Origin of the sequence: Cellvibrio sp. QJXJ, assembly GCF_024452345.1 — a bacterium.
GTDB lineage: Bacteria > Pseudomonadota > Gammaproteobacteria > Pseudomonadales > Cellvibrionaceae > Cellvibrio.
Window position 1 is genome coordinate 4,570,799 of sequence record NZ_CP101662.1, and the last position, 15,876, is coordinate 4,586,674.

14 protein-coding genes and 2 tRNA genes are annotated in these 15,876 nt (G+C 48.3%); 13 read left to right on the forward strand and 3 right to left on the reverse strand.

Features of this window, described 5'->3' with window-relative positions; genetic code table 11:
* Nucleotides 1-28: 28 nt before the first annotated feature.
* The gene (locus NNX04_RS19805) at nucleotides 29-3,124 is read right to left on the reverse strand and encodes a bifunctional diguanylate cyclase/phosphodiesterase (RefSeq protein WP_261946931.1); all 3,096 of its coding nucleotides are present in this window, start codon (nucleotides 3,122-3,124) and stop codon (nucleotides 29-31) included.
* A 262-nt stretch (nucleotides 3,125-3,386) separates the two neighbouring features.
* Here NNX04_RS19805 and NNX04_RS19810 point away from each other — a divergent pair.
* The 8 genes from NNX04_RS19810 (at nucleotide 3,387) to NNX04_RS19845 (ending at nucleotide 9,033) form a co-directional block, all read left to right on the forward strand.
* Nucleotides 3,387-3,462 (forward strand) — tRNA-Lys (locus tag NNX04_RS19810).
* A 43-nt stretch (nucleotides 3,463-3,505) separates the two neighbouring features.
* Nucleotides 3,506-3,581 (forward strand) — tRNA-Lys (locus NNX04_RS19815).
* Nucleotides 3,582-3,766: 185 nt separating this feature from the next.
* On the forward strand, nucleotides 3,767-4,822 hold the full coding sequence (nadA, locus tag NNX04_RS19820; protein ID WP_261946932.1) for a quinolinate synthase NadA: 1,056 nt from the start codon (nucleotides 3,767-3,769) through the stop codon (nucleotides 4,820-4,822).
* Between the two features lie 143 nt (nucleotides 4,823-4,965).
* On the forward strand, nucleotides 4,966-5,838 hold the full coding sequence (gene dapA, locus NNX04_RS19825) for a 4-hydroxy-tetrahydrodipicolinate synthase (RefSeq protein WP_261946933.1): 873 nt from the start codon (nucleotides 4,966-4,968) through the stop codon (nucleotides 5,836-5,838).
* Between the two features lie 39 nt (nucleotides 5,839-5,877).
* A complete protein-coding gene (gene bamC, locus NNX04_RS19830) occupies nucleotides 5,878-7,089 on the forward strand; it encodes an outer membrane protein assembly factor BamC (protein ID WP_157152589.1) in 1,212 nt (403 codons plus the stop codon).
* Nucleotides 7,090-7,860, forward strand: coding sequence for an MBL fold metallo-hydrolase (locus NNX04_RS19835; RefSeq protein ID WP_261946934.1), 771 nt, complete (start codon nucleotides 7,090-7,092; stop codon nucleotides 7,858-7,860).
* Between the two features lie 43 nt (nucleotides 7,861-7,903).
* Nucleotides 7,904-8,614 (forward strand): phosphoribosylaminoimidazolesuccinocarboxamide synthase, encoded by a 711-nt coding sequence (gene purC, locus NNX04_RS19840; protein ID WP_007644214.1) that lies wholly within the window; start codon nucleotides 7,904-7,906, stop codon nucleotides 8,612-8,614.
* Between the two features lie 143 nt (nucleotides 8,615-8,757).
* Nucleotides 8,758-9,033 carry a PilZ domain-containing protein gene (locus NNX04_RS19845; RefSeq protein ID WP_040392816.1) on the forward strand — a complete coding sequence of 92 codons (276 nt, stop codon included), beginning with the start codon at nucleotides 8,758-8,760 and terminating at the stop codon, nucleotides 9,031-9,033.
* A gap of 73 nt (nucleotides 9,034-9,106) precedes the next feature.
* Here the strand turns inward: NNX04_RS19845 and NNX04_RS19850 are convergent, their stop codons facing one another.
* Nucleotides 9,107-9,649, reverse strand: coding sequence for a leucine-rich repeat domain-containing protein (locus NNX04_RS19850; RefSeq protein ID WP_261946935.1), 543 nt, complete (start codon nucleotides 9,647-9,649; stop codon nucleotides 9,107-9,109).
* Nucleotides 9,650-9,902: 253 nt separating this feature from the next.
* Here NNX04_RS19850 and NNX04_RS19855 point away from each other — a divergent pair, with 253 nt between their 5' ends.
* The 5 genes from NNX04_RS19855 to NNX04_RS19875 all read left to right on the forward strand — a co-directional run bounded on the left by NNX04_RS19855 (nucleotide 9,903) and on the right by NNX04_RS19875 (nucleotide 14,514).
* On the forward strand, nucleotides 9,903-10,559 hold the full coding sequence (locus tag NNX04_RS19855; RefSeq protein WP_007644208.1) for an OmpA family protein: 657 nt from the start codon (nucleotides 9,903-9,905) through the stop codon (nucleotides 10,557-10,559).
* Nucleotides 10,560-10,764: 205 nt separating this feature from the next.
* Complete coding sequence (locus tag NNX04_RS19860; protein ID WP_261946936.1) at nucleotides 10,765-11,226, forward strand: BlaI/MecI/CopY family transcriptional regulator; 462 nt, start codon at nucleotides 10,765-10,767, stop codon at nucleotides 11,224-11,226.
* 57 nt (nucleotides 11,227-11,283) lie between these two features.
* The gene (locus tag NNX04_RS19865) at nucleotides 11,284-12,864 is read left to right on the forward strand and encodes a M56 family metallopeptidase (RefSeq protein ID WP_261946937.1); all 1,581 of its coding nucleotides are present in this window, start codon (nucleotides 11,284-11,286) and stop codon (nucleotides 12,862-12,864) included.
* Between the two features lie 97 nt (nucleotides 12,865-12,961).
* On the forward strand, nucleotides 12,962-13,609 hold the full coding sequence (locus tag NNX04_RS19870; protein WP_261946938.1) for an energy transducer TonB: 648 nt from the start codon (nucleotides 12,962-12,964) through the stop codon (nucleotides 13,607-13,609).
* Between the two features lie 77 nt (nucleotides 13,610-13,686).
* On the forward strand, nucleotides 13,687-14,514 hold the full coding sequence (locus NNX04_RS19875; protein WP_261946939.1) for a class I SAM-dependent methyltransferase: 828 nt from the start codon (nucleotides 13,687-13,689) through the stop codon (nucleotides 14,512-14,514).
* On the opposite strand, the gene NNX04_RS19880 is transcribed toward NNX04_RS19875, so the two are convergent.
* On the reverse strand, nucleotides 14,511-15,743 hold the full coding sequence (locus tag NNX04_RS19880; RefSeq protein WP_261946940.1) for an MFS transporter: 1,233 nt from the start codon (nucleotides 15,741-15,743) through the stop codon (nucleotides 14,511-14,513). The genes NNX04_RS19875 and NNX04_RS19880 overlap by 4 nt on opposite strands.
* Between the last annotated feature and the right edge of the window lie 133 nt (nucleotides 15,744-15,876).

Below are 15,876 nucleotides of genomic sequence, written 5' to 3' on the forward strand. Positions count from 1 at the left end.
TAGCAATAGCGCGTCTGCATCAGCTGTTTTAGGAGCAATAGCCTCGTGCCAGCAACTCGCTTTCGAGTTGTTCCAGCGGCATGGGGCGGCCAAAAAAGTACCCCTGAAACAAACGACAACCGTTTTGCTCCAGAAACACTTGCTGCTGGTCTGTTTCAACTCCCTCCGCTATCACTTGCAAATTCATGTTTTGCGCCATGGCGATAATAGTGCGCGCAATAATTGCATCGTTTGGGTCTATGGCGATATCGCGCACAAAGGTTTGGTCAATTTTTAATTGATCCAGCGGCAGACGTTTGAGGTAGGAAAGTGATGAATAGCCTATGCCAAAGTCGTCCATTGAAAAGCCTATACCGCGATCCTGCAGCAGTTGCATTTTGACAATGCTTTGATCGACATTTTTAAGCAGTGAACTCTCTGTCAGCTCCAGCTTGAGCCGTCGGGGATTAACTCCGCAGCTGTCGACAATGGTCAGTACCTCTTCCACAAAGTTGGGTTGGTTGAATTGAATGGGGCTGACATTCACTGCAATGCTCAGGTGTGCAAATTCAGCGCGTTGCTGCCAGCGCTGTAATTGTTGGCATGCCTGGCGAATTACCTCGCGTCCCATGGAGACAATTAACCCGGTTTGTTCCGCAACGGGAATAAAGTCGGCGGGCGAAATCATCCCTTTTTGAGGGTGTTGCCAGCGCAGTAATAACTCCACACCTATGGCTTTGCCTTGTTCATCAACCTGCACTTGATAGTAGGGAATTAACTGTTTACGCGAATCGTGGGCACTGCGTAAATCCTCCTCTATGGCTGCGCGTTTCTCCAAATGGGATTGCATGTTGGGGTCAAAAAAACGGATGGCATTGCGGCCACTGTCTTTGGCTTGATACATGGCGGCATCGGCATGGCGTAGCAGGTCATCGATGGAGCGGTTTTGGCCGTTAAACAGGCTTACCCCGATACTGATGGTGCAGTGATAGACCGACTGGCGCAATGCATAGGGCAGACTGACTAACTCGTGTAACTGCTCGGCGCGTTTTTTGGCTTCCTGGGCCGCGTCTTGCGGGTTATCCCCCAGATTATCAAACACCACCACAAACTCATCGCCGCCCAACCGGGCTGCCAGATCAGAGCTGCGGATAATGCTTTCAATGCGCTCGGCCACCTGCACCAAAAGTTGATCGCCAATATGGTGGCCGCGAGTATCATTCAGCAGTTTGAAGTGATCCAGATCGATAAAAAGTAAAGCGCCGTACTGTTGGCTGCGGGTGCTTTGCGAGACAACTAATTTGAGGCGGTCTTGCAGCATGCGACGATTGGGTAAGCGGGTCAGTGGATCAAAAAACGCAAGGTTGTAGATTTTTTCCTGATCCTGTGCGCGGCGCAGCTCGCCGCCAATACGCTCTGCAAAAATTAACAGAAGCGAACTTAATTGCGCAGAAACAGGGGTGGGGTGCTCGGCCATGGCAATCAGGATGCCGATGGGAATCCCTTCCGCATCGCGGATGCCCACACCCAAATAACTCTCAATCTTGTGCTGGCGAAACATTTCATCCAAGGGGTAGTGCGCGGTGGCCGCACTGCTGACAAAACACAGATTTTCATCCATTACATCGGCGCAGGGTGTGTGTTCAAGTGAATAGCTGAAGTTGGGCTGCAACTCGCCGCACCGGAGATAGGTGTGGGTGTGCGCTGTCATTGGGTCATCTTGGTCTATAAGGCTAATGAGCACATGCTCCACGCACATTGCATCGCCCAGGGCGCGCAAGATGGTGACAAAAAAATCCGGTGCTGAAGCGGCATCAGCGGCCGCAGCGGTCAGTGCCAAATCGAGGCGCTTGCGCTCGCTGATATCCTGCATTGTGCCCTGCAATACTATGCCTTCTGTGGTGGGCGTTTTATCGGCCTGTAGTTGCAACCAAAAACGTTGATTGCCGCCCGGTTCAAGCCGCAGATCCAGGGACAGCGGTTGTTGTTGGTCAAGTGCTGAGTTGAGTGCGATTTGTAGCAGCAGGCGATCATCCGGGTGGATAAAGGAACCAATAAAATCCTCCATCTTGCCGCTCAACGCCTCTGCTGGCAGCCCGAATAGCTTGCTCATGGATTCGCTGAACTGGTAGTTCCCGGTGTGTGGGTTCCACTGCCAGTGAGCCAGGCGTGCCATTAATTGCGCGCGTTTCAGTTGCGCTTGCTGCTGTTCCTGATGAAGGTCTGATTGTGCGAGTTGCTGGTAGCTATGGGTAATCTTGATGTGTGCAGCGGTGATCATAAAACCAATGATCACCATACTTGCGGTATATAGCCAAATCAGCCAAAAACTCAGCGTCATACTGGGCAACACAAATGGCCCCCATTGGTTCACGGTTGCCCATATGGCTAAAAAACAAAAGCCTATGGTGGTGATCGCGCTGCCAAACAGGCCGAACCAGAGGGCTGCCCATGCAATGCAAATAAAAGTGATAAACACTATGGGCAGGTGCGCACCATTGACAAAATTGTTGAGCGGGAAGCAGATTAATCCAACGATCAGACTTGTGCTGATCACCAATAAAAAATCTATCCTGCGCGTATTGACCCGGTTCAGATAGTCGCGATTCATATTGACCAAGAACGGCATGGCCAGAAACACGCCCAGACTGTCGCCCATCCACCATGCAAGAGCGATGTAGGCAGCAGTCTCCAGAGATAACTGATGGTAAATACCAATTAAACTTGCGCCCACTAGCGCCGAGAGTGTCATGCCCAGAGCGCTGAGCAGCAAAAAGCCGAGGGTGTGTTTACGATCAAGGCTGGATAGGTCGCAATTAAATCGGCGTAACAGCCAGACGGTTGCCAGAGGCGAGAGGGTATTACCGGCGGCGAGTAGCAGGTTCATTTGCAGATTGTTGCCGGAGGTCATGTTTATCAGCAGTGCAGCAATAAAAACACTGGGCCAGAGTTTGGGTGTCCAGCGATAAAACGCCGCTGCAGCTATACCACTTGGCAACCAAAATAGTGTGACCTTTTCATTTTCAAACGGAACCAGCAAGCCTAACCAGCCGGTAGAGAAATAAGCCAGTAGCAGTATTAAAAACTGGCTTGGCTTGACCCCTGCAGGCCTTAGTGTGTTTTCTCCGGAGGGCGCAAGCGGCATGCGAGTGTCTCAATAGCAGTCGTTCAGTGAAGAGGCCTATGCAGTGAATAATAGGTCAATTTTTACACGCAGGAGTGGAAAGTTTTATCTTGCTTGCCGTTCAAACCTGTGTTCCAGCGTGAATAGCAGGTGTTTGTGCATTAGAAAAACAAATCGTTTTTTATATAACCGGCCGCCGTAGAAATTTGTGGTTCGTTATGAAATGTTAAAAAAAACGCTTGTCTTTTTTTATCAAAACCTTATTATACGCGCCTCGCATTTAGGGTCGTTAGCTCAGTCGGTAGAGCAGTTGGCTTTTAACCAATTGGTCGCTGGTTCGAATCCAGCACGACCCACCACTCAACTCTGTTGTGGTGATGTTTTTGTAAGTGCGACACCTGTGGGTCGTTAGCTCAGTCGGTAGAGCAGTTGGCTTTTAACCAATTGGTCGCTGGTTCGAATCCAGCACGACCCACCACATTAAATGCTGCAGTTAATTCGTGTGGCAGAGTCAAAAAAGGGCGCTTACAGGCGCCCTTTTTTTATTAGATCGAAAACATGTCTGGCGCTGTTTATTCTCCCGTCAACGATTCGGCTCTGTGATAAAATTTCGCGCAAATTTGCTCTTCGCCATCGCGAGTGAGCGTCCAGTGAGGCGATTTTATGTCTGAACTTCTTAATGTGGCCAAGCGCGATGCCAATGCGCAAGATGTTGTAAAACAGCATCTCGCCCGCGCCTGGAGCGCTCCGCAATATACCCCCGAACAAGAGGCTGGCTACAAGGCGCGCATCAAGGCGTTGTTGAAGCAGCATAATGCGGTATTGGTTGCGCACTATTACACCGATCCATTGATTCAGGCGCTTGCCGAAGAAACCGGTGGTTGTGTATCTGATTCGCTGGAAATGGCGCGTTTCGGTAAAAATCATTCGGCAGATACCTTGATTGTTGCCGGTGTGAAATTCATGGGCGAGACCGCCAAAATCCTCACACCTGAAAAGCGTGTTTTGATGCCGACGTTGGAGGCGACCTGTTCGCTCGATCTCGGTTGTCCTATCGATGAATTTTCTGCGTTTTGCGACCAGCACCCGGATCGCACAGTGGTGGTTTATGCCAATACCTCTGCTGCGGTAAAAGCCCGTGCTGATTGGGTAGTGACCTCCAGTATTGCGCTGGATGTCGTTGATTATCTCGATCGTCAGGGTAAAAAAATCCTCTGGGCGCCGGATAAACATCTGGGCGCTTACGTACAGCAAAAAACCGGTGCCGATGTATTGCTCTGGGACGGCGCTTGTATCGTGCACGAAGAATTTAAAGCCAAGGGCATTGAAGATCTAAAGTTGCTTTACCCTGATGCGGCTGTATTGGTGCACCCTGAATCGCCCAAAGCGGTAGTTGATTTGGCCGATGTGGCGGGTTCCACCTCGCAGTTAATTAAGGCGGCGCAAACACTGCCTAATCGCGAATTTATTGTGGCGACAGATCAAGGCATTTTTTACAAAATGCAGCAGCTTAATCCGGATAAAATTTTCCATATCGCTCCCACCGCAGGTAGTGGCGCGACCTGTCGTTCTTGTGCAAATTGCCCTTGGATGGCGATGAATGTGTTGGACAATCTGGCCAATGTGTTTGAGCAGGGTGATAACGAGATTCATGTTGATCCCGAGTTGGGTCGCCAGGCTATGATTCCGTTGCAGCGTATGCTCGATTTTAAAAAATAACTCTTTCGCGGCGATTCCGCTGCTCTTGATGGTGTTTTGCTTGTTTCGTCAGGCCCCACTCAGTACCATGGCGCCTTTCGTTTGTTGACCTGTTGTTTCCACCTTTATATCGCTACTTTTTTCGCTAGCTAACGGAGCTCTCGATGATTCAAGGCAGTATGGTTGCCCTGGTAACCCCAATGAATGCAGATAATTCCCTCGATTGGGCGAGTTTGCATAAATTGGTGGACTGGCATCTGGAGCAGGGTACTCACGCCATTGTTGCGGTGGGTACCACTGGCGAATCAGCCACTTTGACGGTTGATGAACATTTGGCGGTTATTAAGAAAGTGGTCGATCAGGTCAATGGTCGCATACCGGTGATTGCGGGCACGGGTGCCAACTCTACCTCGGAAGCGGTCGAACTCACCCAAGCGGCGAAAGATGCCGGCGCTGACGCCTGTCTGCTGGTCACACCTTATTACAACAAACCTACCCAAGAAGGTTTGTTTTTACATCATGCGCATATCGCTAATGCTGTTGCTATTCCGCAAATTCTTTACAACGTGCCAGGTCGTACCGGCGTTGATATGAAATCAGAAACAGCACTACGTCTGGCAAAAGTGCCAAATATCATCGGCATCAAAGAAGCTACAGGCGATTTGGCTCGGGCTAAAATCCTTATCGATCAAGCACCTGAGAGCTTTAGTATCATCTCTGGCGACGATGCCACTGCAGTCGATTTAATTCTTTTAGGGGGTAAAGGGGATATTTCTGTCACCGCGAATGTCGTACCTGCTGCCATTGCACGTATGTGTGAGTTGGCCTTGGCGGGTAATGCCGAAGAAGCGCGTGCCATTAATGAACGTTTGCTGCCTTTGCATACTGCTATGTTTGTTGAATCCAACCCCATTCCGGTCAAGTGGGCCGTGGAGCAATTGGGTTTGATTCAATCAGGTATTCGCCTGCCACTGACACGTTTGTCAGAGCAGTATCACCAACAGCTTAAAACAGCCATGCAGGCAGCGGGTCTTTAATTCCCGCCACTTGTCTTGTTGTTGTCGATGAGATGATTCATGAGTTTACGTAACGCAATGACGATAAAAATATTTGGTACACGCTTCACCCGTCCGCTCAACATGTTGTTGTTGGCGAGTGTGGGGTTTTCCCTGTCTGGCTGCGGCATGTTTTTTGGTGATGAGGGCGTTTTTCGTAATCGCGAAAGCGATTATCTGAAAGCAGATAATATTCCTCCCTTGGTTCTGCCAGCCGGTAAGCACTCCGAAGCCATGGGTGAGTTGTATCCCATTCCCCCAATTACCGCGACAGACTTTGGTTACGACCCTAATTCGGTTGATAACGAAATTCCCCGCCCTATGCCTTTGTCTGCCAATCTTGAGCAGGAAAACGTAAAAATCCAACGTGTGGGTGGCGAGAGCTGGATTTTGCTTAACGCTGCTCCCGGAGAGGTCTGGCCACGCATTCGTAACTTCCTCAACGTAAACAATTTGGCGGTTAGTCGTGCGGATATTAGTCGCGGCATTATTGAAACCAGCTGGTTGCAATTCAAAACTGATCTTTCGACCTATGATCGTTATCGCCTGCAGATTGATCAGGGGGTACAACCGGAAACGACGGAAGTGCACATCACGCACATGAGTGTACCTAAAGCGGAAAAACCCGCTGCCGATTTGGGATGGCCGCGTAAATCGGTTAATCCTGAGCGTGAAAAATGGTTGTTGGATGAGCTGGCTGCAACACTTGCAAGTGAAACAGCCGAAGGCGGCACTTCACTCTTGGCCCAGTCTATTGGCGGTTCAGTAAAAGCCAGTTTGACCATGTTGCGCGGTGAGCCGGCAATGCTGATCAAGTTGGACCGCACTCGCGCCTTTGCCACTTTGGCTTATGCAGCTAAACAAGATGGTTTTACTACCTTTGAAGCTGATGCCGATGCGGCCATCTACTATGTTCATTATTTGGATCCAGAAGAGGCCAAGCCAGGCTTTTTCAAGCGTCTTTTTAGAATTGGTTTGAAACCCAAAGCGCCAACCACCCCCTACAGCTTGGCGCAAATTAAAACAAACATGTTGACGGGTAGTGAGTTTGAAGCAGCTCCACGCTCGGAGCGTAAAAAGGAAAAAATACTACCCAAAGCACCTGGTTATCTCATAGTAATCACGGGTGAAAACAACGATTATGTTGTGAGGGTACGCGACCCTTATGGCAAGCGCTTGACTACCAGCGAAGCGCGCCATTTAGTCACTTTATTACGTAAAAACCTGATTTAAGTGACAGCTCCCCTGCGTTTTGCATCGCTTGGTAGCGGCAGTCGCGGCAATTCTACGTTGGTGGAGTGGGGGGCAGGCACTTTGCTCATTGATTGCGGGTTTAGCGTCAAACAAGCAAATGAGCGCCTGCAGCGGTTGGGCAAACGTCCGGAAGAGCTGACCGCTATACTGGTCACACACGAGCACACAGATCACATCAAGGGCGTTGCCGCTATGGCGCGACGCTATGATTTACCGGTGTATATGACACCCGGTACTTATCACAGTCGCAATTTGGGTGATTTACCGGATTTACGTTTGATTGAAGCGTACCAGCCGTTTGAGATCGATCAGCTGCTGGTGACGCCAGTGGCGGTGCCACATGATGCGCGCGAACCCTCACAATTTGTATTTGAGTATGCCGGGTTGCGCCTTGGTGTGTTGACGGATTTGGGCAGTATTACCGCTCACGTTGAAGCACATTATCAGGATCTGGATGCGATGGTATTGGAAGCAAATCATGATCCCGTGATGCTCGCGTCGGGTGATTACCCGCCATCGCTCAAGCAGCGTGTAGGTGGTTTGTGGGGGCATTTGAGTAATCAGCAGGCCGCTGGGTTCTTGCAGCGTTTGGATTGTGCCCGCTTGCAGCATTTGGTGATTGCTCATATAAGCCAACAAAATAATTCGCTGGAGCTGGCGCAAGCCACTCTGGCACCCGTCACAGCAGAGGTCAAACAAGTGACTTTTGCGTGTCAAAACCAGGGGTTTGACTGGTTATCCGTTTCTTAAATTCAGTTTCTTACATTTTTACTTTTGAATAGCAGGCCTATCAATGGAAAAGCGCGAACAACTCTATGCTGGCAAAGCCAAATCCATCTACAAAACTGATGATCCGGATCACGTAATCATGTTGTTCCGCAACGATACCTCCGCTTTTGATGGTAAGCGTATCGAACAGTTGGATCGCAAAGGCATGGTGAACAACAAGTTCAACGCGTTCATTATGGGCAAGCTGCAAGCTGCTGGCATTCCTACCCATTTTGTAAAACTCCTGTCAGATACCGAAGTGCTGGTGAAAACTATGCAAATGATTCCGGTCGAGTGTGTGATACGCAACTTGGCCGCCGGTTCTTTGGTGCGTCGTCTGGGGGTGCAGGAAGGCATGGAGTTAACTCCACCTACATTCGAATTGTTCCTCAAAAATGATGCTTTGGGTGACCCTATGGTCAACGAATCCCACGTTCAATCCTTCGGTTGGGCGACGCCCGAGCAATTGGCGCGGATGAAGGAGTTAACCTTTAAGATCAATGACATACTTAAAGCCTTGTTTGCTGAAGGCAATATGTTGTTGGTTGATTTCAAAGTGGAGTTTGGTCTGCATAAGGGAGAAGTTATCCTCGGTGATGAGTTCTCCCCAGACGGTTGCCGTCTGTGGGACAAAGACACCCGCGAGAAGTTGGATAAAGATCGTTTCCGCCAGAATCTCGGTAATGTGGTGGAATCCTATGAAATGGTGGGCCAGCGCTTAGGGCTGACTTTCTAGTTGTGTTCTTCGATCGCCAAAAAGGGGCTTTCGGCCCCTTTTTTATTGCCGTGTGTTCTGGGAATTAGTATCTATACTCAAACGGTAAAAAGTAATTTGATCGGTTATTGCGCACTAATGGAGAACAAAATGGAGATAGAACAGTGAACGAACGTCGCGTTTTTGAGCGCACCTCAACCTCAGTCAGGGTCGAGATGTCCAACCCCAGTTTTGGCATGATCGTAGGTTTTGCAAAAGACATTTCAGATGGCGGCGCACAAGTGCAAATTGAAAATCAGGTTTGCCCGCCGGTTGGAACTGAAGTGATGGTGAAATTCAAAAAGGCTGTGGGTGCAATTAATGCGGAGCCAGTCCGCATGCGCGTAGTGCATCAGCTGCGCAATACCATTGGTTTAATGTTTGTGCGCAGCAGTAGTTGACGGGGTTCTGGGTTGGAGAGTTTGCGCGTACCTTCACTGCGGGCAATTATTGTACGCAGTGAGTATTCTTTCATTATTTAATACATTGTGTAGGTAATAAAAACTCAGTAGTGGTTTTGTTGTAATTGGCGATAAGTTGTGGCAAATCTTTGCAGTCCAGCGCGCTATTGTCGCGTATATCCAATGTTTTTAAGTGCAGTAGGTGCAACAGCGGTGCGGCATTTTTAATATTATTGCCACTTAGCTTCACTATTTCCAAGCGCCCCAAACTCCCTAAAGTGGTAATGTCTGTAAGTTGATTATCCGCTAAATTTAATTCCTTCAGCGCAAAAAACTTTTCCAGCCCTTGTAGTGATTTAATGCCTGCATTGCTGCAATTTAGCGTGCTTAGGTCTTCTGCGCGCGTGATGTGTGCGTCGTAAATAGTTTGTTGTACGCAATCGAATAATTGTTGGTCCGCTATTTTAAAATCTTTAAAAATAGAGGGTGGTACATACACCATGTTGTCGTTGACGCTCACAGAATAATTTTTACAGCCACTCATTAATAGACTGATGAGTAGAGCACAAAATATCCATAGCGATTTAATTTGAATGAGTGGAAGCTTGCTTTGCATATCAACTTTACCTAGATTGCGGTGCTGGTGGATTTGGTGCTGAGTAAATAAGTGTTACTAGCCACTTTAATCAGATACACCGGTGACAGCAATGGTAGAATCGCGAATTCAGTATTGGTTCAGTTCCTGTCGTTAAAAATCAATACTCGATCAACCATGAGCATGGATTGAACCTTAGCACCTGCTTGGGCGATATCGATTTTTATTCACCCGCAGCATCTATTCGTTACTTTTGTTTTATTGGAGACTCATCATGAAATACCTAATTGCGCTTTTGTTATCCGTTGGCTTGATCGGTTGTACAACTACTGATCCTTACACTGGCGAACAAAAAACCAGTAAAACTGTAAAAGGTGCCGGTATTGGTGCCGTAGCGGGTGCGGTATTGGGCGCAGCTACTGGCGATAATGCCAAGGATCGCCGTGAGCGTGCGCTTAAAGGTGCTGCCCTGGGCGGTGTAGTGGGTGGTGGTGTAGGTAACTACATGGATCGCCAGGAAGCCAAACTGCGTGCCGAATTACAGGGCACCGGTGTGCAAGTAAGACGAGAAGGTAATAACCTGTTTTTGGTTATGCCGGGCAACATTACCTTTGCAACCAACAGTGCTGACATTCGCTCAGACTTCTTTTCTGTACTCAATTCTGTAGCCAAAGTATTGGCCGAGTTCAATCAAACCTCTATTCGCGTAACTGGCCATACCGATTCTACTGGTAGCGATAGCATCAACCAGCCGCTGAGCCAGCGTCGTGCTGACAGTGTGGCCATGTACTTGCGCAGCCAAAAAGTGGCGAGTGCGCGTATCCAGTCTTATGGTTACGGCTCGCGCTACCCTGTTGCCAGCAATGACAACGCTATGGGTCGCGAACAGAACCGTCGTGTAGAACTGGAACTGGTACCTAACGAACAATAAGTTCGACTGCTCGTCCAAAAGCCGCTCGGGTAACCGCAGCGGCTTTTTTATTGCCCATATTTTGTATGGGCAACGATTATTTTTAACGGGTGCTGCTTTTTTAGCATCTTTTACTTGACCGGCGAGTTAAAGGTGCTAATTTAATAGCATGGTGCTAAAAAAGCAGCACTTCAAGTAACTCAGCAAATAGAGCGCGAGTAGAGATATGACTTCAAATGATATAGAAAAAGCAGCTGCCTCACAGCTCAGTCGGCGCGAGCGGCAAATTATGGATGCCTTATTTGAGGCGGGCGAGTTGTCTGCCCAGGATGTTCGTGAGGCCATTCCCGATGCGCCAAGTTATTCGGCTGTCAGGGCATTGTTGGCCAAGTTGGTGGAAAAGCAAATTGTGGATTTTCGTGAAGAGGGGCCGCGTTACATTTATTTTCCGCGAATCGCTCAGGAAGAGGCGCGTACGTCCGCATTGCAAAAACTGCTAAAAACTTTTTTTGGGGGGTCTACTGCGGCGGCCGTCAATGCGTTATTAGGGATGAATAAGGACAAACTCAGCGCCGATGAAATTGTCCAGCTGCAGCAAGCAATCGATGAGGCCGCTAATGTGGAAGTAAATTTATCCGCTGTGCATTCAACCGTAAAAGAGCCATCGTCACCGAAAAAAAGCCAATAATAATCGCACACAAACATTATTTTTGCGTGTAAGTGTCCATTAATACGAGGCAGAGTTATGGATACCGCAACAACCATAGATGTTCTGGTGACCGGCTTGATTAAGCCTGCATTGTTATTATTGATAATTGTGATGTTGTGGCTATTGGTGCGCAATAAATCGGCTGCCTTGCAGCATTTTGTGCTGAGTCTTGGTTTCCTTTGGATGCTCTTATTGCCGCTGCTCGCAAATATTGCACCGGTTATCCCGCTGAACTTTGAATCAACACCGCTGATTATCCAATGGATATCACATGAATACTTTGCATCAGTGGGTTCATTGTTGGAGCAAGGGTTGACACAGGTGCAATGGTTAATTCTTCTCGCGTTGTATTTATTTCCTGCTAGCAGTTTATTGTTCTATTTATTGCTGGGAGTAATTGGTCTTTGGCAGCAACAAAAATCGGCACAAAAAATTATCGATCCCGAATTACTCGCACAAGCTGCCGTGTTGTGCGAATTAGTGGATGTGCAGCGCCCGGTTCAATTATTGACGTCGCCCGATGTGAAATCACCGTACACTTGGGGGCTTTTTCGACCGGTTATTGTATTGCCGCGCGCGGTGTTGTTGTGGGATGAAGACAAACGCGTGAGCGTGTTGATGCATGAGTTAGGGCATATCGCGCGTTGGGATTGGCTAATTAGTTTGTTGGTAAAAATTACCTGCGCTATTTTTTGGTTTTTGTTGCCAATCTGGTGGGTGGCCCATCAACTATTCTTACAAGCTGAAATCGCGTGTGATGATTACATCTATAAGTTGCGCGACAAGCATCTTAGCTATGCTAAAAATTTATTGGCGTTTGCGACACTAGAGGGAAATCATCCGGTCGATGATAGCGCAATGTATATGCGTGGCCATTCAGATATTCATCAGCGTATTTTGGCTGTGTTGGATAAGCAGCGGCCACATCATTCCATCGCTACAGAATCAGCGCAGTACTGGGTGCTTATTGGTGCATTGTTGCTAAGCATTTTTGCGAGTGTGCAGTGGATTCCCTTGCGCGCGCAAATGAATGCCTCAGTGGATAATGTATTGAAAATCCAGTGGGAAGATAATCAAGATGCATTGCTCCATAACACAGAAGTGCGCAGCGAAATATTCAGCTGGGCGTTAGTACAATCATTAAAACCTGTATTGTCTGATGCCCCATCGCCTCTGGAAATAATAGAACAGGTACATGTTGAGGCGGTTAAACCAGATAAAACCGAATTGACCCAACTCTCCGGTATTGAACTTGGTTCCCCTTCAGCCTTGCCCATCCCTCGCATTCAAGTCGAAGGTTTTTTGCCGGTAACGTTGGTTACACCCGTTTATCCCGCGCGCGCGCTGAGTAAGGGTATCGAGGGCTGGGTGGAGGTTGAATTTACGATTGATACCACCGGCCATATTATCAATCCGCGTATTATTAACCGTTCGCCCTCGCGTGTGTTTGACCGCAGTGTTTTAACTGCATTAAAAAAATCCCACTACCGTCCGCAAGTAATTGATGGTCAACCTATTGTTGTGCAAGGTGTAACAGAATTGTTCCGCTTTACGCTCTTGTATGATGATTCAACTGCGAGCGCAAGGCCCGCTGATGTCGCCACACGACGACGATAAGTTTTAACTTCCCCTCCATCCACACAGATCGTTAATCATTTTTTGTATGCCATAACCGGGCAGGGATTTTCTTTGCCCAAAAACCGAGGAAATTATTATGAACACTATACCTACCCCCGTTTTAGTTGATGGTCATCTATTTACCCATTCCCTAATAGCTCGTCTGTTGAGTATTTTTCCCGCCGCATTGTTGATGACTTTGTGCCTGCTATTTGCGATGTATTCGCTGGTGCATAACGATTACCCATTGCAGCCGGCAAAACCAACACCGCCTATACCGACAGTTACCATGGAAGTTCCTGAAACCATTGAGACGATAAAACAAGAGCCGCCTGTGCGCCCGGTTGAGCAATTGCCACCGCCAGTCATTAATACGCAGGAGACCATCGAGGTTAAAGTAGACCCCGGTATGAATTTCGGCGAGCCACCGCTTGCAGCGAAACCACCCATTGATGGTGTGTTTGGTTTTGCTGGGCAAATGGTACCCATTATCCGCATTGCGCCCCAGTATCCGCAGGCGGCAGTTGCGCGAGGCGTCGAAGGTTATGTGGATATTATGTTTGATGTGACTGCATTGGGGACTACCGAAAATATTCGAATTATCGCCGCCGTACCCTCCAGTGTGTTTAACCGCAGTGTGATCAAAGCGGTGAAAGGCTGGAAGTACAAACCTAATGTGGTGGATGGTGTTGCGGTAAAAACGCCAGATGTGAGAGATAGGGTTCGTTTCAACATGGAAAAATAACGCGACCGAACAAATGATTGCGGCGGTTTCGCTGTGAGTCGATAATGCCGCATCTTTTTCACGTTGTTTTTGCTGCTATGTCCAATCCTATTGCCCTGTTGTGTAATCACCCGGAATCCATGCCGCACGCTGAAACCCTGGCGATGCAGTGGTCTTTGCCTTTATTGCGTGAGCTTGAGGTGGAAACAATTAGCGATATTGATTTTGTATTGGTGGTCGCGCCTCACGCCATTGAATTGCAGCAAACCGGGCGTAAAGCACCGGGCCCGATTCGTGCGGAATTTACGGAAGGGGCAGTGGATCATCGGCGTAAATTTGGTGGTGGCAAGGGGCAGATGATTGCCAAGGCGGTAGGCATTAAAGCCGGTGTTTACCCACGAGTGTTGGACGCAACGGCGGGTTTAGGGAAAGACAGCTTTGTATTGGCTACGCTTGGTAGTGTCGTGACCATGATTGAACGTTCGCCCATCGTGCACTGTTTATTAAACGATGGTTTGCAGCGTGCGCGCGATTATGCGCTGCAAGATCCGGAATTGTTTGCGGTGTTACAACGGATGCACTTGGCGCAGCAAGATAGCCGCGATTATTTGCAATCGCTAACCGCAGGCAATTTTCCGGATGTAATTTATTTGGACCCTATGTTTCCCGAACGCCACAAAACGGCCGATGTTAAAAAAGACATGGCCGCGTTTCATTCGCTGGTGGGTAAAGATAAAGACGCCGATGCACTGTTGCCACTGGCGCTGGCACACGCCAATTATCGAGTGGTGGTGAAGCGGCCGCGCAAGGCGCCCTTATTAAATAATCAAGCGCCGTCTTATCAGCTGGAAGGAAAATCGAGTCGCTACGATATTTATACGTTAAAAAAATTACCGGAGCGACTCAATAATACGGGTGATATTTAGTGGCCGCCGTACTGGCTAATTTCCAATTGTGATAAATGTTTTTCCGCAGGGTTTTTGATCCAGTTGTAAATCATGGCAATACATAATAAACCCGCAAAACCGGTTGCCAAATAAAAGCCGTATTTCACGTGGCCAAATAAATCCCCCACGGCACCCATTAATAGTGGGCCAAGTGCAGCGGCCACGGCGGTGAAAAATAAAATAACGCCGGCGACTGTGCCGTGTTCACTTTTATTAAAACAGCTGATGCCTTTTGAATTAAGTGTTGGGTAAATCATCGACATAAATAAACCCGAAAGCGGCAATAGAAAAACCGCATAGTTCACACCGCCCAACATGCTGCCTAGAAAGCATAAAAAAATGCAGCTGCTAAACAGTGCCATTACCGATGTCCAGTTGAATTTAGTCAGAATCCAGGCGCCCAGAAAGCGTCCGCCCGCGCGCAGCACAAAAAATATTGTCAGCGCATAGGTAGCAAACCACAGGGCGTTGCCGGAATAGTCTTTGAGGAAAGTTGGCATCCACACATAAATTGCAACTTCGGTGGCAACATACAGGGCAATTGCTCCCGAAAAGCCGGCGGCATAGGGGTTGCCAATCATTTTTATCGTGCGTTTAACATCAATTTTATCCTGTGCACTGGCGGGTTTATGCTTGGGATAATTTACCCGTGATGCGATGACAATCAGCAGTAAGCACACAAATCCGGCAAAAATATATAAATAAATCCACGAGACTTTTGCTGCTAGTAAATAGGCGACAATCGCTGGACCGATAATGGCACCGACACCAAAAAAGCCTTCCACCGTATTCATGGTGCGTGTGTGTTCGCGGCTGGAGGTGGAGATATCGCCAATCAACGCCAGTGCACCGGTTTTAAAAATGCCAATCGCACAGCCGGAGATTAGTAGCAGCCCGACAAAAAATTCAAAGTAACTGCCGAGTGCGAATAAAAAACAGGAAATGGCAAACAGCCCCAGGCCGATCAAAATCGTGTACTTGCGCCCGATGCGATCCGCTAAAAATCCAAAGGCGATACCGCTAAAGGCGATGGCAATCATCGGTGCGTAGTGAAACGCACTGGCCTGGGTGAGGTTGAGGTTAAATTCCTTGATAATTTCGGGAATGATCACACCCACCGCATCGGTGGTCATGGCAAACATGGTGAACATTAAAAACGTGAGCCAGCGGATAAGAACCAGATTGTGTTCTTGGTGTGCAGATGTCATGGGGCAGCCCTGTGCAAAATAGATAATTTATTGTGAATTATTAGGCTCTGGTTGCGAGCAAATCAGGTATGTCTTGATTCCGGTCTGATTGATCCCTGTGTATCAATTCCAGTTGCATTTATCCCGTTTTATT